The sequence below is a fragment of the Dietzia cercidiphylli genome (assembly GCF_039531545.1).
In the GTDB taxonomy this organism is placed as follows: Bacteria; Actinomycetota; Actinomycetes; order Mycobacteriales; family Mycobacteriaceae; genus Dietzia; species Dietzia natronolimnaea.
Genome location: NZ_BAAAQG010000011.1, coordinates 12,020 through 26,966, shown reverse-complemented (window position 1 = coordinate 26,966; position 14,947 = coordinate 12,020). Strand labels below are relative to the sequence as shown.

At 72.2% G+C, this 14,947-nt stretch carries 15 protein-coding genes; all 15 read right to left on the bottom strand.

The window, feature by feature from the left end; genetic code table 11:
- Positions 1–34 precede the first annotated feature (34 nt).
- From ABD250_RS12155 to ABD250_RS12085, 15 genes are read right to left on the bottom strand one after another with little or no spacing between them, the layout of a single operon-like run.
- Positions 35–529 carry a Na+/H+ antiporter subunit E gene (locus tag ABD250_RS12155; protein WP_344392514.1) on the bottom strand — a complete coding sequence of 165 codons (495 nt, stop codon included), beginning with the start codon at positions 527–529 and terminating at the stop codon, positions 35–37.
- A complete protein-coding gene (locus tag ABD250_RS12150; RefSeq protein ID WP_344392513.1) occupies positions 526–2,334 on the bottom strand; it encodes a proton-conducting transporter transmembrane domain-containing protein in 1,809 nt (602 codons plus the stop codon). Before ABD250_RS12150 ends, ABD250_RS12155 begins: the two co-directional genes overlap by 4 nt.
- Entirely contained in the window at positions 2,334–3,854 is a 1,521-nt protein-coding gene (locus ABD250_RS12145) for a complex I subunit 5 family protein (RefSeq protein ID WP_182617783.1), read from the bottom strand. The genes ABD250_RS12150 and ABD250_RS12145 overlap by 1 nt, the downstream gene beginning before the upstream one ends.
- The gene (locus tag ABD250_RS12140) at positions 3,851–5,446 is read right to left on the bottom strand and encodes a complex I subunit 5 family protein (RefSeq protein ID WP_179524393.1); all 1,596 of its coding nucleotides are present in this window, start codon (positions 5,444–5,446) and stop codon (positions 3,851–3,853) included. Before ABD250_RS12140 ends, ABD250_RS12145 begins: the two co-directional genes overlap by 4 nt.
- On the bottom strand, positions 5,443–5,778 hold the full coding sequence (locus ABD250_RS12135) for an NADH-quinone oxidoreductase subunit K (RefSeq protein ID WP_179524394.1): 336 nt from the start codon (positions 5,776–5,778) through the stop codon (positions 5,443–5,445). Before ABD250_RS12135 ends, ABD250_RS12140 begins: the two co-directional genes overlap by 4 nt.
- The gene (locus ABD250_RS12130) at positions 5,775–6,821 is read right to left on the bottom strand and encodes a hydrogenase subunit MbhD domain-containing protein (RefSeq protein WP_179524395.1); all 1,047 of its coding nucleotides are present in this window, start codon (positions 6,819–6,821) and stop codon (positions 5,775–5,777) included. Before ABD250_RS12130 ends, ABD250_RS12135 begins: the two co-directional genes overlap by 4 nt.
- Positions 6,818–7,168 (bottom strand): monovalent cation/H(+) antiporter subunit G, encoded by a 351-nt coding sequence (locus tag ABD250_RS12125; protein WP_179524396.1) that lies wholly within the window; start codon positions 7,166–7,168, stop codon positions 6,818–6,820. Before ABD250_RS12125 ends, ABD250_RS12130 begins: the two co-directional genes overlap by 4 nt.
- Complete coding sequence (locus ABD250_RS12120) at positions 7,165–7,431, bottom strand: hypothetical protein (RefSeq protein WP_182658610.1); 267 nt, start codon at positions 7,429–7,431, stop codon at positions 7,165–7,167. The genes ABD250_RS12125 and ABD250_RS12120 overlap by 4 nt, the downstream gene beginning before the upstream one ends.
- A gap of 19 nt (positions 7,432–7,450) precedes the next feature.
- Complete coding sequence (gene mgtE, locus ABD250_RS12115; RefSeq protein WP_182658611.1) at positions 7,451–8,899, bottom strand: magnesium transporter; 1,449 nt, start codon at positions 8,897–8,899, stop codon at positions 7,451–7,453.
- Positions 8,892–9,269, bottom strand: coding sequence for a cation:proton antiporter (locus ABD250_RS12110; RefSeq protein ID WP_182658612.1), 378 nt, complete (start codon positions 9,267–9,269; stop codon positions 8,892–8,894). The genes mgtE and ABD250_RS12110 overlap by 8 nt, the downstream gene beginning before the upstream one ends.
- Positions 9,266–9,523, bottom strand: a complete 258-nt coding sequence (locus tag ABD250_RS12105) for an MrpF/PhaF family protein (RefSeq protein ID WP_179524400.1) — start codon at positions 9,521–9,523, stop codon at positions 9,266–9,268. The genes ABD250_RS12110 and ABD250_RS12105 overlap by 4 nt, the downstream gene beginning before the upstream one ends.
- Positions 9,520–9,903, bottom strand: coding sequence for a Na+/H+ antiporter subunit E (locus ABD250_RS12100; RefSeq protein ID WP_179524401.1), 384 nt, complete (start codon positions 9,901–9,903; stop codon positions 9,520–9,522). The genes ABD250_RS12105 and ABD250_RS12100 overlap by 4 nt, the downstream gene beginning before the upstream one ends.
- Positions 9,900–11,552 carry a monovalent cation/H+ antiporter subunit D family protein gene (locus tag ABD250_RS12095; protein WP_182658613.1) on the bottom strand — a complete coding sequence of 551 codons (1,653 nt, stop codon included), beginning with the start codon at positions 11,550–11,552 and terminating at the stop codon, positions 9,900–9,902. Before ABD250_RS12095 ends, ABD250_RS12100 begins: the two co-directional genes overlap by 4 nt.
- Positions 11,549–11,962, bottom strand: a complete 414-nt coding sequence (locus ABD250_RS12090) for a sodium:proton antiporter (protein WP_182658614.1) — start codon at positions 11,960–11,962, stop codon at positions 11,549–11,551. Before ABD250_RS12090 ends, ABD250_RS12095 begins: the two co-directional genes overlap by 4 nt.
- Positions 11,959–14,832 (bottom strand): DUF4040 family protein, encoded by a 2,874-nt coding sequence (locus ABD250_RS12085; RefSeq protein WP_182658615.1) that lies wholly within the window; start codon positions 14,830–14,832, stop codon positions 11,959–11,961. The genes ABD250_RS12090 and ABD250_RS12085 overlap by 4 nt, the downstream gene beginning before the upstream one ends.
- Positions 14,833–14,947 lie beyond the last annotated feature (115 nt).

Here is a 14,947-nt window from a genome sequence, read left to right as displayed (position 1 = left end):
CGGGCGGCGGGTGGTGCGCGCGCCGGCACCGGGTTCAGTCGCCGACGATCCGCGCGATCCGCCGGTTGAGCTCCCGCCACGAGGCCTCGATGTCGAGCTCGGCGGACAGCACGTGCAGGTCCGCCCAGCCGTCGCCCTCGTCCACCACCAGTGACCCCGGCATGAGGTTGACCATCCACAGCGCCAGCCGGCGGCCGCCCGGGTGCCGGATGCCGATCGGCACCCGGGCGACGTGCGGGGAGATCGGCATGGCAGGGGCGAACGCCCGCCGCGCGACGTCCACGCCGCCGCTCAGGGCCGACCAGAGGAACCAGACGGTGAGTCCGGGGATCTCCCAGGGTCTGCCCCGCCGTCCGGCGCGCCGACCGACCCCGGGCCGCACGGGCGGGATGAGGCGCAGGCTCAGCGCCGTGGCCAGCGCCGCCGAGAACAGGCCGTAGTACCAGAAGGCGGCGTCCCCACCGGCGACGATCCACCACAGCAGCAGGAGACCGAGGAACCGGCCGACGGTCGACAGGGCGTAGGTCATGACAGCACTCCCGCGGTGATCAGCGCCAGGCAGAACAGCACCACCACGGCTCCGCTGCCTGGGCGGGAGGACAGCCCCGCCTCGAGGGCGTCGTGGGCGCGGCCCGCCGCGGCGGAGGGGACGGAGCGCCGCAGCCCGTCTACCCCGCGGTCGCGCACCTGCCGGACACCCGTGAGCGCGGACCCCGCCACCGAACCGGCGACGCGGGCCAGGCGCTCCTCGGGCACCACCAGGTCGCCCGGCGGAAGCGCCCGGCCGTCGGGGTGCGCCGCCCATCCGGGCAGGAGATGCCGGCGTGAGAGCAGCAGTGCCAGGGCAGCGATCGCCAGCCCCAGCAGGATGGGCCAGGTGGCATCCCACAGGGCGACCGGGGCGAGTCCGGGCACGTCGGTCAGCGGCAACCAGCGGTCGGTGACGGCCCAGGGCACGACGATCCCGGCCGCCACCAGCAGCAGCCACGCCCAGAGTTCGGCGTCCGCCCTCGGGCGGGAGTCCGGTTCGCGCCGGACCAGTAGCCACCCCGCGCGCACCAGCAGCAGCGTCGACCCGGTGGCGATCAGGGGCAGTAGATCGACCAGGTCCACGCCGCCCAGCTGCACGCCCTCCACGGCGTTCTTGGCGGCGTACTTGCCCACCGAGCCGGAGCTGAACGGTGCTCCCGCCACGGCGAGCGCGGCGCCGCCCAGGCCGAACATCACCACCCAGCGGCGGGCGCCGTGCGCGTGGTGCGACCACACCGGCACGCCCAGGAACAGTGCGCCCTTGGCCAGCGCGTGGTGCACCGCGTACGCCACGGCCGCCGGCACCACCGCGGGCGCCAGCCCGGGGGAGGCCAGGGCCACCCCGACGAGGGCGGCGAGGAAGCCCATCTGGCTGATCGTGGAGTAGGCTAGGACGACCTTGGGGTCACCCTGGAGTTCGCCGGCGGGCACCGCCAGGAAGGCCCCGGCCAGGGCCAGCACCAGCAGCGCGAGCCCCCAGCCGGGCAGCTCCGCCTCACCCAGGGGCAGGAACCGCAGCCAGCCCATCAGGCCGGCCTTGACCATCGCGCCCGAGAGGACCGCGCTGGCGGCGGGCGGCGCAGCCGGATGGGCGAGCGGGAGCCAGACGTGCAGCGGCAACGTGCCCGCCTTGACGCCGAAACCCACGAGCAGCAATGCCACGATGAGCGCGGTGTGGTCGGACTCGGCCACGGCCAGCGGGGCGTCGGCGACGACCCTGCCACCGGAGGCGGTGATGAGGATCAGCGCGGCCAGCACCGCCGACTCGCTGATCACCGTCAGGACGATGTACACCCGGCCGGCCCGCAGCGCCTCGACGGTACGGGAGTTCACCACCAGCCCGTATGCCGCGAAGCTCATCAGGCTGTAGCCCAGGTAGAACGTCGCCGTGTCGCCGGCGGTGAACACCACGGTCGTGCCCACGTGGCACACCAGCAGGAACGCCACCAGTCCGCGGCCGCCCCGGAACCCGGCCCAGGCCACGGCGGCCAGGGCGGCGGCGTAGAGCAGCGCCGACACCAGGACCAGGGGGCGGGCCACCCCGTCGACGTGCAGGTGTGTGCCCACGAGCAGCCAGGGCACCTCCAGCGCGGCATCCGGCACCGCGGTCAGCGCCAGCGCCGGCAGCGCGGTCAGTGGTGCGAGCAGGAGCAGCAGCCGCGGGGCCGGACGGTCGGGCGAGGGGATCGAGGTGTCGACGGCCGGCCGGCGGGGCACGGAGGTCACGCCGAGGGCGGCCGCGACGACGAGCGGCAGGACGAGCGCGGCAGCCCACAGGGCCGCGATCCACGGGGCGGAGGCCATCAGGGGAACACCCCCTCGGCGATGAACCTGGCCATCCCCATCGGCGAGTACGGGGCCGCGGCGATGATCCCCACCAGCAGCGAGGCCGTCGCGGTGATCATGGTCGGCACCAGCAGCGCCAGGGGCGCCTCCGCCCGCCGTCGGCCCGCACCTGTCGGGGACTCGCCCCCGGGCCGCTCGGCGAACCACATCGAGTACACCAGCGGCAGGAAGTAGGCGCTGTTGAGGAGCGCGCTGGTGATGAAGATCCCCAGCACCCAGGTGTGGTCGGAGTCCAGTGCGCCCAGCCCGAGTTGCCACTTGGACGCGAACCCGGCGATCGGCGGGACCCCGATCATCCCGAACGCGCCCACGGTGAACGCCGCGCACGTCCACGGCATCCGCCGCCCGAGCCCGGCCAGTCGCGAGACGGTCTTGATCCCCAGCACCTCGGCGAACAGCCCGGCGCAGAAGAACAGGGTGATCTTCATCAGGCCCTGGTGCACCAGGTGGGTCAGTCCGCCGGCAGTGCCCATCTCGGAGACCAGGGCGATGCCGATCGTGACGTAGGAGACCTGGCTGACCGTGGAGTAGGCCAGTCGCTTCTTCAGATCGTCCTGCATGAGGGCGCGGACCGAGCCGTAGATCACCGTGAACGAGGCCAGCACCAGCAGCGGCAGCAGCACGCCCAGGTCGTCGGCGACCTGCACGCCGTAGACGTCGTCGATCAGTCGGACCAGGCCGAACACGCCGGCCTTGACCACGGCGACGGCGTGCAGCAGCGCGCTGACCGGGGCGGGCGCCACCATCGCCCGGGGCAACCAGCCGTGCAATGGGAACAGCGCGGCCTTGACGCCCAGGCCGGCCGCGATGAGCACGAAGATCGCCACCGCGGTGGCGGGGTCCTCGGCGGCCAGCTCGGCGACCGCCGCCGCGCCGCCGGCGGTGAAGTCCACGTCGCCGACCAGCGCGGTCAGCCAGGCCACGCCCACCAGGACCGAGAGCCCGCCGCTGAGGGTGTACCGCAGGTACAGCTGGCCGGAGCGGAACGAGGCCGCCGTGCCGTTGTGCACCACCAGCGGGTAGGTGACAAGGGTGAGCAGCTCGAAGAAGATCAGGAACGTCACCAGGTTCCCGGAGAAGGAGATGCCCACGGTGGCGGTGACGCACAGCGAGAAGAAGCCGAAGAACCGGGCCCGGTGCGGGCGGCCCTCCAGGTAGCCGATCGCGTAGATGGTGGTGAGCAACCACAGCAGCGAGCTCAGTCCGGCGAACAGCAGTGAGAGCGGCTCCACGCGCAGGACCAGGTCGAGACCCGGCAGGAGGGCGCTGCGCCATTCGGGCCGGGCGCCCGCGATGACGGCGGGCACCAGCGCCGCGACGATGAGCAACTTGACCGAGGCGCCGGTGATGTTGACCGTGGTGCGCGCTTTGGTGCGGGGTTCCGGGATGAGGAAGACGACGACGGCGACGAGAGCCGAGAGCGCGAGAGGGGCCACGGCGAGCAGGGACGACTCACCGACCCAGGACGGCGGGGTCATGCTCCACCTCCGTGGGTCATCCCCAGCACCGCCAGGTCGGCCAACGGCCCGGACACCCCGATCGCGAGGGCGGCGAGCAGGGCCGCGGCCAAGGGGATCAGGGTGGCGGCGCGCGGGACGGCTCTCGTGCCCGTTCCGCGGAGGTGGGCACCGGACGCCGGATCGGTACTGCGGCCCTCGTCGTCGCCCCCATCGTCGGCGTGGCCCCCATCACCGGCGCCGCCCGGGGTGGGCCGGTGGTCGCTCGACTCCCCCGACAGCAACGTCTGGACCGGTCGCAGCAGGTACATGGCCGCGACGAGGGTACCCGCCACGGCCACCGCGACCACCCACCACAATCCGGTGCCTACAGCGGCCATGAGCAGCTGCCATTTGCCGGCGAAACCCAGGCTGACGGGGAGCCCGGCCAGGCTCACGGCGGCGATCGCGATCGCCATCGTCACGACGGGCATCCGGGCGTCCTGATCGGTCATCGCCGCCAATCGGTCGGTGCCGAGTCGGTCCTTGATCACCCCGGCGGAGAGGAACAGCGACGACTTGGCCAAACCGTGCGCGAACGCCAGCAGTGCCACCGCGATCCACGCCGCCCGCTGCTGCTCGGGGCCGTCGGCGGCGGCGGACAGCGGGAAGTAGAGGAAGAGGTAGCCGACCTGCGAGACCGTGGAGTAGCCGACCAGTCGCTTGAAGCGCGGGGTGCGGATGGCGGACAGGCCGGCCCAGAGCACCGATCCGGCCGCCGCGATTCCCAAAACGGCGCCCACCACCGGGTCTGGGCCGGTGACCTCCGTCCACACCCGGAACAGGATGAAGAACGACGACTTGACCACCAGCGCGGACAGCAGCGGGCTCACGGCCCCGGGCGCGCCGGCGTGGGCGTCGGGCAGCCAGCCGTGCAGTGGGAAGAGCGCGGACTTGAAGGCCATTCCCGCCGCGGCGAGCGCGAGGATCACCGTCACGTGGACGCCGCCCGGGTCGCCGGCGGCCAGCCGCTCGCCCGCGAGTCGCAGGTCCAGCACCCCGGTCGCGGCGTAGACCATGGTCAGCGAGAGCAGGAACAGCAGCGACCCGGTGACGGTGACCATGAGGTAGCGGAACGCCGCCCGCCACGCGCCGGGGCCGCCGAGCGCCACGAGCAGCACCGCGGCCAGGCCGACGATCTCGATGGCCACGTACATGTTGAACAGGTCGGCGGACAGGAAGACCGCCGCCAGACCGCTCCAGCCGAGCAGCCAGGCCGACCAGAACCAGTCACGGGCCCCCGCGACACCCGTCGAGTGCGGGTGGATCGCCGCGAACAACGAGACCAACCCGCCCACGATCGAGGTGAGCAGGAGGAACAGCGCTCCGGGCCCGTCCGCGCGTACGGCGATGCCCAACGGCGGGACCCGTCCGGCCAGCGCGGCCTCCACCGGGCCCCCGACGGCGACGACCACGGCGATCGCGATGCCGACGGCCGCGGTGGTCATGGCGCCCACCGGCCCGAGCACCCGCCGCGCCCGGGCGGGGATGAGAACGCACAGCACCGCCCACGCGAGCGGCAGCAACACGGCCGAGGGCAGCAGCGCGGCCGCCCAGGTGGGGGAGGGGTTCACGGCTGATCACCGTCGATCTCCTCGGCGGCCCCGGCGGCCTCAGCCGTCTCGGTGGCCTCGGCCGCTTCGGCGTCGTCGATCCGGCGGGCCAGGACCACCCCGAAGCCGGTGAACGCCACGGTGATGACGATCCCGGTCAGGGCGAGCACGTGCAGCACCGGATCGGCGTCCGCACCCCGGCCGGCGACGGCCAGCAGGATCACCAGCGTGCCGGCGGCGGCGACGTTGAGCGCCACCACTCGGCGGAACCGGTCTGCGGCCACCAGCATCGTCACCAGACCCAGGGCGAACAGCGTGGCTCCCACCGCGGAGTACCAGGCGAGCGCGGTCATGCGGGATCACCACCGATGATCTGCCGGGGCCGGCGGCGGACGGTGAGGAACAGCGTGGCCAGGCCGGCGCCGATGGACACCGCGAGTGCGGTCTCCACCGCCACGGTGGCCGGCGCCTCGATCCCCGGCGGCATGTGCAGCCAGTGTCCGGCCAGCAGCGCCCCCGCCCCGCCGGCGGCGAGGAAGGCCAGCGGGCCCACGGTGACCGCCACCCTGCCCGCGACGCCCTCGAGTAGGGCGGGGGCCGCCCCGGCGCCGGCGGCGAGGATCGCGGCCCCGGCGAGCATCGCGCCGCCCTGAAACGCCCCTCCCGGCTGATAGGCGCCGGCGAAGAGCAGCCAGGCGGCCAGCAGCAGCAGGACCGGCGAGGCCACCCGCAGGAAGTCCACGAGGGTCGCGGCGGGCGGCGTCGACCCCCGAGCCGCGGAACCGGCCGCGGAACCGGCCGAGGAACCGGCCGAGGAACCGACGGCGTGTCCGGCAGAGGAATCGGCGGCGTGTCCGGCGGCGGCCCCCGGGGGGACCGCGGAGGCCAGGGCGTACGCGCCCACCACCGCCACGAGTATCACCGCCACCTCGAGGAGGGTGTCATAGGCGCGGAAGTCCAGCAGGACGGCGGTGATGTCGTGCCCCACCGCCGCCGAGGACATGGCCTCGTTGACCGCACCGGTCAGCGGGGCGGCGTCGCCGGAACCGTCGGCGGCGAGCACGCCGGCGACCAGGGCGACGACGAGGCCGGCCCCGCCGGTCGCGGCCGCGGCCCATGCGACGAGCCGTCCCCGTCCCCGACCCGAGCGAGCCTGGGTGGACCGGCGGTCGGCGACGGCGTCGACGAGCAGTGCCCCGGTGACGCCGGTGCCGATGGCCGCCTCGGCCAGGGCCACGTCCGGGGCCCGGACCGCGGTCCACAGCAGCGCCAGCAGCCCGCCGAGCAGGATGAACGTGACCACCGAGGTGAGCCGGTCACGCACGGCCAGCGCCACCGCGGCGGCCACGAGGACGGCCACGCCCACGGCGATGTCGACGATCCCGGGCCCGGTCATGGCGACCCCCGGTCGTGCGGGCTCGTCCCGGACCCCGGGGCGCCGTCCGCCTCAGGGGCCGCCTCGGGGCCCGAGCCGAGCAGGGTCGCGGAGACCGCGGCCGCGCCCATGCCCAGCACCCACACCAGCATGAACGTGGCGGCCGCCCACAGGGAGTCGGAGGCCAGCGACAACGCCAGCATGACGAACCCGAGGCCCAGGGTGTCGGCCTTGGTCACCGCGTGCAGTCGGCTACGCAGGTCGGGGAACCGGAGCAGGCCGACGGTCCCGGCGGTGAAGAACAGCAGTCCCGCCGCGGCGGACAGGACGATCGCGACGTCGCGCGCCATCTCCAGCGCGTTGCTCATCGACGCCCCGGCTCCGCGGTCACGACGGTGACGGTGACGACCAGCGCCAGCGCCACGAGTGCGAGCGCCGCCGAACGGACCGCCGGGGCGCCGGCCAGGACGGACAGCGTGCACAGCAGGGCGGCGCCGGTGGTGCCGGCCAGCACGACCCCGGTGACGCGGTCGCGTGGGCCGGGACCGCGGACCACCCGGACCAGGCAGGCCAGGATGTTGAGGACCAGCACGACCACCAGCGCCTGCAGGACCACGGTCACCACGTCCACGGCTACGACCCCTGCACCACTACAACCCCAACACCGAGCGGGCGATGAGGAAGTACACGATCAACCCGATCGCGTCGACGAACGTCGTGATGAACGGGTTGGAGAACACCGCCGGGTCCGCCCTGACGGCCTGCGCGAGCAGCGGCATGAGCCCGCCCACCGTGGCGGCGATGGTGCACAGCGCCAGCAGTGTGAACCCTATGACCATCCCGAAGTCGAATCCGAAGATCAACCCCGCGGCGACGAACCCCACCCCGCCGAGCGCCAGACCCAGGATGAACCCGGTCCGCACCTCCTGCACCAGGACCCGCAGGGCGTCGCGGGGGCGCACGTCGCCGAGGGCCAGCGCGCGGGTGACCGTCGTGGCCGCCTGGTTGCCGGTGTTGCCGCCGGTGCCGATGATGAGCGGCACGAACAGCGAGAGCGCCACCACCTGCTCGAGCGTCGTCTCGAACACCGCGAGCACCTGCACGGTGAGCGCGGCGCCCAACCCCAGCACGAGCAGCCACACCACGCGGGAGCGGACGATGGACCGGACGGGCGTGGACAGGTACGGCCGACGGAGCGGCTCGGCACCACCCTGGCGGGCCGCGTCCTCGGTCTCGGCGTCCTCGAGGATCCGCAGCGCGTCGTCGACGGTGAGGATGCCCACGAGGCGGTCCTCCTCGTCGGTGATCGGCAGGACTATCACGCGCTCGTCCGCGCTCAGGCGGGCGGCCTCCTCCTCGGAGGCGCGGGCGTGGATCGAGATGGCGTCGTTCATCAGGTCCCCGACGAGGGTGTCGGGATCCGCGCCCATGAGGGACCGGAGTCCGACGACGCCGATGAGGCGGCGTCCCTGGTCCACGACGGGGATGGTGTAGATCGTCTCGACGTCGACGAGCCGGGCGCGGACCCTGTCGAGCGCCTGATCCGCAGTCATCTCCGGTCGGGCGGAGACGAACTCCGGCGTCATCCTGCGGCCGATGGAACCGGCCGGGTATCCGAGGATCTCGTTGGTGAGTGCGCGCTCCTCCGGCGGCAGACCGCGCAGGAGGCGGGTGGCGACGAACGCCGGGAGCTCGTCCATGAGCGCCACGCGGTCGTCGGGGTCGAGTTCCTCGAAGAGGTGGGCGACCTGCTCCTCGCGCAGCCCGCGGAGCAGCTCGGACTGAACCGGCGCGTCGAGGGCCTCGAACAGCACCAGTGCGCGCCCCTTGGGCAGCAGCCGGAACGCGACGGCCCTGTCCCGGTCGGCACTGCGCTCGAACATGTCCACCACGACCTGGTCGGGCAGTGATGCCATGAGGCGCGAGGCCGCCCGCAGATCGCCGCGGGAGCGGAGCCGGGCCAACCGCCGGGTCGCCTCGTCCAGACTCATCTCGCCGTAGGTGTTGTCCTCGTCGGCATGCTCGTCGACCAGGGCGAAACCCGTGGCGTCGGTCGGTGGCCCCCCGGGATCGTCCGGGAGATCGCGCGGCTCACTCATCACGAGCTTCCTCCGGGTCATGGGGCGGGGCGTCGGCCGTGAACCTGATCTGCGAATACAGGGTCGCCGTGGTGGGTGCGGCACCGGAGAGGAACCCGGCGCGGGCGATGTACATCGCGCCGATGGCGGAGGAGGCGAACTGGAGGAGCGCGGCCACCGCCAGCTTGGGTGCCGCGTCCCAGGTGGGGTGCAGCAGGAAGGCGCCGACGATCACGAAGACCAGCCCGAGTCCGGCGGCCGCACCGATCGCCGATGTCCGGACGTAGAGGTCCGGGAACCGCAGGAGACCGACGGCGCCACCGAGGAACACCACGGAACCCGTCACGATGGAGACCGATCCCAGGACGGTCGCGACCAGTTCCCAGCTCATCGCCGACCTCCCGACATCAGCCGGGCCAGGGAGAGAGCGGAGACCAGGCCCACCAGGGTCGCCACCAGGACGAGGTCGTAGACGAAGGGGCTGTCCACCCTGACGCCGACGAGGGCGAGGAGAGCGATGAACGCGAAGAAGAGCAGGTCCGCTGCGATCGCCCGGTCCCCGGCGTGGGGTCCACGGATCATGCGGTAGGAGGACATGACGGCGGCGATCCCGACGAGGATGATCGCGATGTCGACGACGATCATCGGATGAACCCCTCTCTCCGGACCGCGGTCAGCATGTGGTTCTCCATACTCTGTATCGAGGTCGTCAGATCGTCGGGATCTGTGAAATACATCCCGTGGACCACGATCTCCCACTCTCCACCCTCCCCGGGGTGATCTGCGCCCAGGGTCAACGTCCCCGGCGTCAGGGTGATCAGCGCGGACAAGGCGGTCACCTCGAGCTCGGTGCGACACCGGGTGGAGTACCGGACGAACCCGGGCGTGATCGCGGCGTGGGGCAGAAAGGCGTCCCGGACGACCTTCGCGCTGGTCGTGGTCTGCTGCCAGAGAAACCAGAGCAGGAACCACAGGATCCGCAACGGCCAGGTCCACGTGGCACTCCTCCGAGTGGCGATTGTCATCCCAGCACCGCCTGAACGTATCCGGTCGGGTCGTACAGGTTGGCCGCCGCGGTCCCGGACAACTCCAGCAGCAGCTGACCACCCAGTCCCAGCGTCAGGGTCACCGCGGCGAGCACCAGCGAGGGCGCCGCGAGTGCCAGACCGATCCGGCGACCCGGGGGCACCATGACGGTATCGGGGGGCCCGGCCGCCGCCGTGGCGGTGGCCACCGTGGAGGTCGCGGCGCCACCGCTCGCGGCGTCACCGGTCGCGTCGAGCCCGGCGCGGTCCCGGCCGTCGGGGATCCCCGGGGCATCGGAGTAGGCGGGGTCCAGACCCTCCGGGAGCGTGCGGGAGTCGGTGGCGGTGGGTTCGCCGAGGAAGATCCCCGTCCAGATCTTGAGCATCGACAGCAGGGTGAGGATGCTCACCGCCACGGCGACGGCCGCGGCGGCGATCTGCCCGGCGTCGAGGGCGGCGATGATCAGGCTGAGCTTGGCCACGAAGCCGGAGAAGGGCGGGATCCCGGCCAGCGACATGGCGGAGGCGAAGAACGCGATCGCGATGAGGGGCTCGGTCTTGGCCAGTCCCGAGAGCTGCCCGAGCCGCCTGGGTCCGTAGCGCACCTCGATCGCGCCGATCGCCAGGAACAGCCCGGCCTTGACGATCATGTGGTGCAGCAGATAGAAGATGCCGGCGGTGAGCCCGAGGGGGCCGAACAGGGCGACCCCGAGCAGGATGTAGCCGATCTGGCTGACCATGTGGAACGCGAGGATCGAGCGGGGGGCGGCCTCGCCCACCGCGCCGAGGACGCCGATCAGCATGGTGGCCGAGAACACGACCACGCCCACCCAGAGGTAGCGGGAGTCCCCGTCGAAGATCACCGCGTAGACGCGGTAGATCGCGTAGATCGCGATCTTGGTGTGCAGTCCGGAGAACATCGCGGTCACCGCGGGGGACATCTTGGGGTACGCCCGCGCCAACCACCCGTGCACGGGGACCACGGCGGCCTTGATGGCGAGCGCGAAGAGCACCAGGGCGGTGGCCACGGCCACAGCGGTGTCCTCGGACGCGGCCCCGTGGAGTTCGGCGATGTTGACGGTCCCCGTCAGCCCGTAGATCAGGGCCACGCCGATCAGCAGGATGGTCGAGGCGAGCAGGTTGACCGAGATGTAGAGCCGCGACGCGGCGACCCCGGCCACGCTCGCCCGCCCGGACCGCGTGATCATCATGAGCCCGTACGAGGGCAAAAGCATGACCTCGACAAAGACGAAGAAGTTGAACAGGTCCCCCGTGAGCAGGGCCCCGTTGACGCCGGCGGTCACGAGCAGGACCAACGGCGGGTAGAACCGCTTGAACGCCTCCCCGGCCGCCACGGCGAAGACCGCGCACGTGAGCGTCAACAGGCTCGTCACCGTGAGCATGAGAGCGGAGAACATGTCGAGCACGAACGGGATGGCCACCCCGGGGGCCCACAGCGCGACCTGGTGCACCACGACCGACCCGTCCGACACCCACGGCACGGTGGCGACGGCCGCGGCCAGCTGCGCCACGAGTACGACGAAGAGGACCGACAGGACCAGGCGCGTCCGCGAGGCGACGGCGACGAGCAGGCCCGCCGCCAACAACGGGACGGCGACGAACAGGGTGAGGGCGGACTCCAGCATCATCGGTGGGCCCCTTCCGCGTCGTGGTTCGTCGGCTCGTCGGGTTCCGGGTCCTCCGGGTGGGCGCCCCCCGGGATCTCCGGGAGGAGGTCCAGGTGGTCGAGATCGCCGACGTCGGTGTCGTCGTCGTCCCCGCCGATCACCGCCAGCACGAGCAGGTAGATCGTGATGGCGAACGCGATGACGATGGCGGTGAGCACGAACGCCTGCGGCAGACCGTCGGCCGTGAGCGACGGGTCGGGGTCGGACACCAGTGGTTCCTCGCGCCGGGACGCCCCGCCGGCCGCCATGAGCGTGAGGTGCGCGGCGTGGCTGAGCAGGATGAACCCCAGGATCAGCCGGACCATCCCGCGCTGCAGGACGAGGAAGACGAAGCCGGCCATGAGGACGCCGACGGAGATCGCGAGGGTCATGCCTGTACCTCCCGGTTGTCGGCCGCGTCGAGGACCGGTTCCGCGTCCTCGGTGGTGGCGGGGTCGGTGGCCTCCGCGCCCGGGCCGGGGGGCGGGGGCGGCACGGCGGGTTCGTCGCTCCGGTCGTCCCCGCCGAGCTTGTCGATCGCGGCCATGACCACGCCGAGAACGGCCAGGTAGACGCCCACGTCGAAGACCAGCGCGGTGGTGAGGTGCACGTCACCGAGGTAGGCGTGCAGCGGCAGGAGGAAGGAGCCGTCGGCGAAGCCCGCCAGGCCCGTGAGGACCCCGATGATCACGCCGGCCGCGATGACCGCGACGTACGGCACGCGGATCCGCGCCGCCTCGTCGCTCGGCGCGCGCAGGTAGTAGATCGCGATCCCGGCGCCGCCGATGAGCGCGGAGTTGAAACCTCCGCCGGGGGCGTTGTGGCCGCGCACGAGGAAGTAGAGAGAGAGGAACACGATCAGGGGGCCCAGTACCCGGGCGAACGTGCGGAGGAAGACCCCGTTGTCCTCGGCGGGCAGGAGCGGCGAATTCGAGGGGACGGAGAGACGCACCTGGCGACGGGGCAGGGTGCGCCTGGCGTGCAGAGCCAGGACCACCGCGAGTCCGGCCACCCCGAGCACGGTGAGTTCGCCGAGGGTGTCCAGCGCTCGGTAGTCCACCAGGACGGTGTTGACCACGTTGATGCCACCGGTGTCCTCCTCCGCGTTGTCGAGGAAGTACCGCCCGACATCGGAGAGTTCCCGGCGACCGGTCATGGCCCACACCGCCGCGCCCGAGGCCAGGCCGATCACGATCGCGACGGCCGCGCTGACGAGCATGCGTGAGCGGGAGACCATGTGGAAGGTGGGGGGGAGTCGCTGGAGGACCAGGACGATGACGACGACGGTGAGGACCTCGACGAGGAGTTGGGTCAAAGCCACGTCGACCGCACCGAGAGTGAAGAACCACAGCGCCATGGCGAACCCGACGATCCCGACGTTCGCGACGGCGCCGACCCTGGAGCGGGAGATGACCATGGCTGCGGTCCCCACCACGAGCAGTAGCACCACCACCCAGTCCTCCGCCCGGACGGGTGAGCCCACCTCGGGTTCGGGGCGGACGACCGCCACACCCACGGCGGCCAGGGCGACCAGCACCACGAGGACGGCCCAGACGTGCCGGGAGATCCGATCCGTCCGGGTGACGTCGCCGACGCGCGCCCCGCCCGCGATGGCCCAGCGGCGCAGCGCGTCGACCGTCGCCACCCCGGTGATGGGGGCGAGCTCACGGTCGAGGAAGCGGTCCAGGGGATTGCGCACCAGGACCAGCACGATGCCGAACGCGATCACGGCCATCGACATGAACAACTCGGGCGCGAACCCGTGCCACAGACCGAAATCCGCCTTGTATCCCTCGCCGAGGGAGGCGCGGGCCGCTGCCGCGACAGCGGGTTCGAGGAGGAACCCGGTGAATCCGAGCACCAGCCCCAGCACCGCGGGCAGGGCGGCGGGGAGGAAGAACGTGGCGTGGGGCGCCTCGATGGTCTCCGGGGTGCTGTGTACCGGCTCGGGGCCCGGCCCCGCCGGGGGGCCGTGGGTGACGAACCCGCCGAGCAGGAAGCGTGCCGAGTAGGCGAAGGTGAAGGTGGCGGCGAACACGGCCAGGGCACCGAGCGCGGGCCCGGTCCACGCGGCTCCCGGCGCGTCGAGCATGGATTTGAACATCCACTCCTTGGACACGAAGCCCAGCAGCGGGGGCAACCCCGCCATCGACGCCGCGGCCAGGCCCACGCCGATCGCCGTGCCGGGCATGATGCGGTAGAGCCGCGGGAGACCACTCATGGCCCGGGTGCCGGTCTGCTGGTCGACCACTCCCACAAACATGAACAGGGACGACTTGAACAGCGCGTGGGCGATGGTGTGCACGATCGCGGCGACCATGGCGGCCGGGGTGCCGACGCCGATCGTCGCCACCAGGAAGCCCAGCTGGCTGATCGTGGAGTAGGCCAGCAGTTCCTTGAGGTCGTCCCGCTGCATGGCGAACACGGCCCCGAGCACGGCGGTGGTCATGCCGCAGGTGATGAGGAGGAGGTTCCACACCGGGACGTCGTGCAGTGCCTCGGAGAACCGCAGCAGCAGGTAGATGCCGGCCTTGACCATGGCGGCCGCGTGCAGATACGCGCTGACCGGCGTCGCCGCGACCATGGCGTCCGGCAACCACGCCTGGAAGGGGAACTGCGCGGACTTGGTGAACGCGGCCATGGCGATCAGCACGGCGATCACCGTGGCGAAGCCGGGGTCAGTCGACCACACCGGATCGACCAGGATCTCCGACAGCACGGTGGTGCCGGTGCGGACCACCATGAGCGCCGCGGCGGTGAGCAGGCAGAGCCCGCCCGCGACGGTGACGAGGAGCGTCCGCACCGCGGGCTGCGTCCCCTTGGGGCCGGCGAGCGCGATGAGGAAGAAGGAGCACAGGGTCGTGAACTCCCACGCGACGAACAGCAGGACGACGTCGTCCGCCAGGACCAGCCCGAGCATCGACGCGGCGAACAGCGTCATCAGGCCGTAGTACCCGCCGTGACCGCCACCGCGCCCGAGGTACCGGGACGAGTAGGCCATCACCACGGCCCCGATCCCGAGGACGATCATGGTGAACACGCGGGCCAGCGGGTCGAGGGACAGGCGGAGTTCGACGCCCAACGCGGGCATCCACGCGACCGTGGAGACGGTGTCGACGGGGACGGCGAACCAGATGTACAGGGCGAGGCCGCCGAGCAGCGCCGCGAGCGGCCATCCCGCGTCCCGCCCCATGGTGCGGGCCAGCAACGGTGAGATCGCCGCGATGCCGAAGGCCACTGCGAGGGCGAGGGTCAGGGTCACGTGCCGTTGGCTCCGGAGGTGGTCGAGATGGGCGTCGGAACAGACCCGTGGGTACCGAGCCCGCCGGGCCAGGCTAACACTGTCCGCCGGGGTGGATTCGGGCAGGATTCCGGGG

Excerpts from the sequence above, each read along its gene's own strand:
- ABD250_RS12105 (WP_179524400.1), bottom strand. The coding sequence starts at position 9,523 with ATGATCGTCGTCGACATCGCGATCATCCTCGTCGGGATCGCCGCCGTC.
- ABD250_RS12145 (WP_182617783.1), bottom strand. The coding sequence starts at position 3,854 with ATGACCCCGCCGTCCTGGGTCGGTGAGTCGTCCCTGCTCGCCGTGGCC.
- mgtE (WP_182658611.1), bottom strand. The coding sequence starts at position 8,899 with ATGAGTGAGCCGCGCGATCTCCCGGACGATCCCGGGGGGCCACCGACC.
- ABD250_RS12090 (WP_182658614.1), bottom strand. The coding sequence starts at position 11,962 with ATGACCCTCGCGATCTCCGTCGGCGTCCTCATGGCCGGCTTCGTCTTC.
- ABD250_RS12100 (WP_179524401.1), bottom strand. The coding sequence starts at position 9,903 with ATGACAATCGCCACTCGGAGGAGTGCCACGTGGACCTGGCCGTTGCGG.
- ABD250_RS12125 (WP_179524396.1), bottom strand. The coding sequence starts at position 7,168 with ATGAGCAACGCGCTGGAGATGGCGCGCGACGTCGCGATCGTCCTGTCC.
- ABD250_RS12110 (WP_182658612.1), bottom strand. The coding sequence starts at position 9,269 with ATGAGCTGGGAACTGGTCGCGACCGTCCTGGGATCGGTCTCCATCGTG.
- ABD250_RS12150 (WP_344392513.1), bottom strand. The coding sequence starts at position 2,334 with ATGGCCTCCGCCCCGTGGATCGCGGCCCTGTGGGCTGCCGCGCTCGTC.
- ABD250_RS12135 (WP_179524394.1), bottom strand. The coding sequence starts at position 5,778 with ATGACCGCGCTCGCCTGGTACTCCGCGGTGGGAGCCACGCTGTTCGCC.
- ABD250_RS12095 (WP_182658613.1), bottom strand. The coding sequence starts at position 11,552 with ATGATGCTGGAGTCCGCCCTCACCCTGTTCGTCGCCGTCCCGTTGTTG.
- ABD250_RS12155 (WP_344392514.1), bottom strand. The coding sequence starts at position 529 with ATGACCTACGCCCTGTCGACCGTCGGCCGGTTCCTCGGTCTCCTGCTG.
- ABD250_RS12130 (WP_179524395.1), bottom strand. The coding sequence starts at position 6,821 with ATGACCGGGCCCGGGATCGTCGACATCGCCGTGGGCGTGGCCGTCCTC.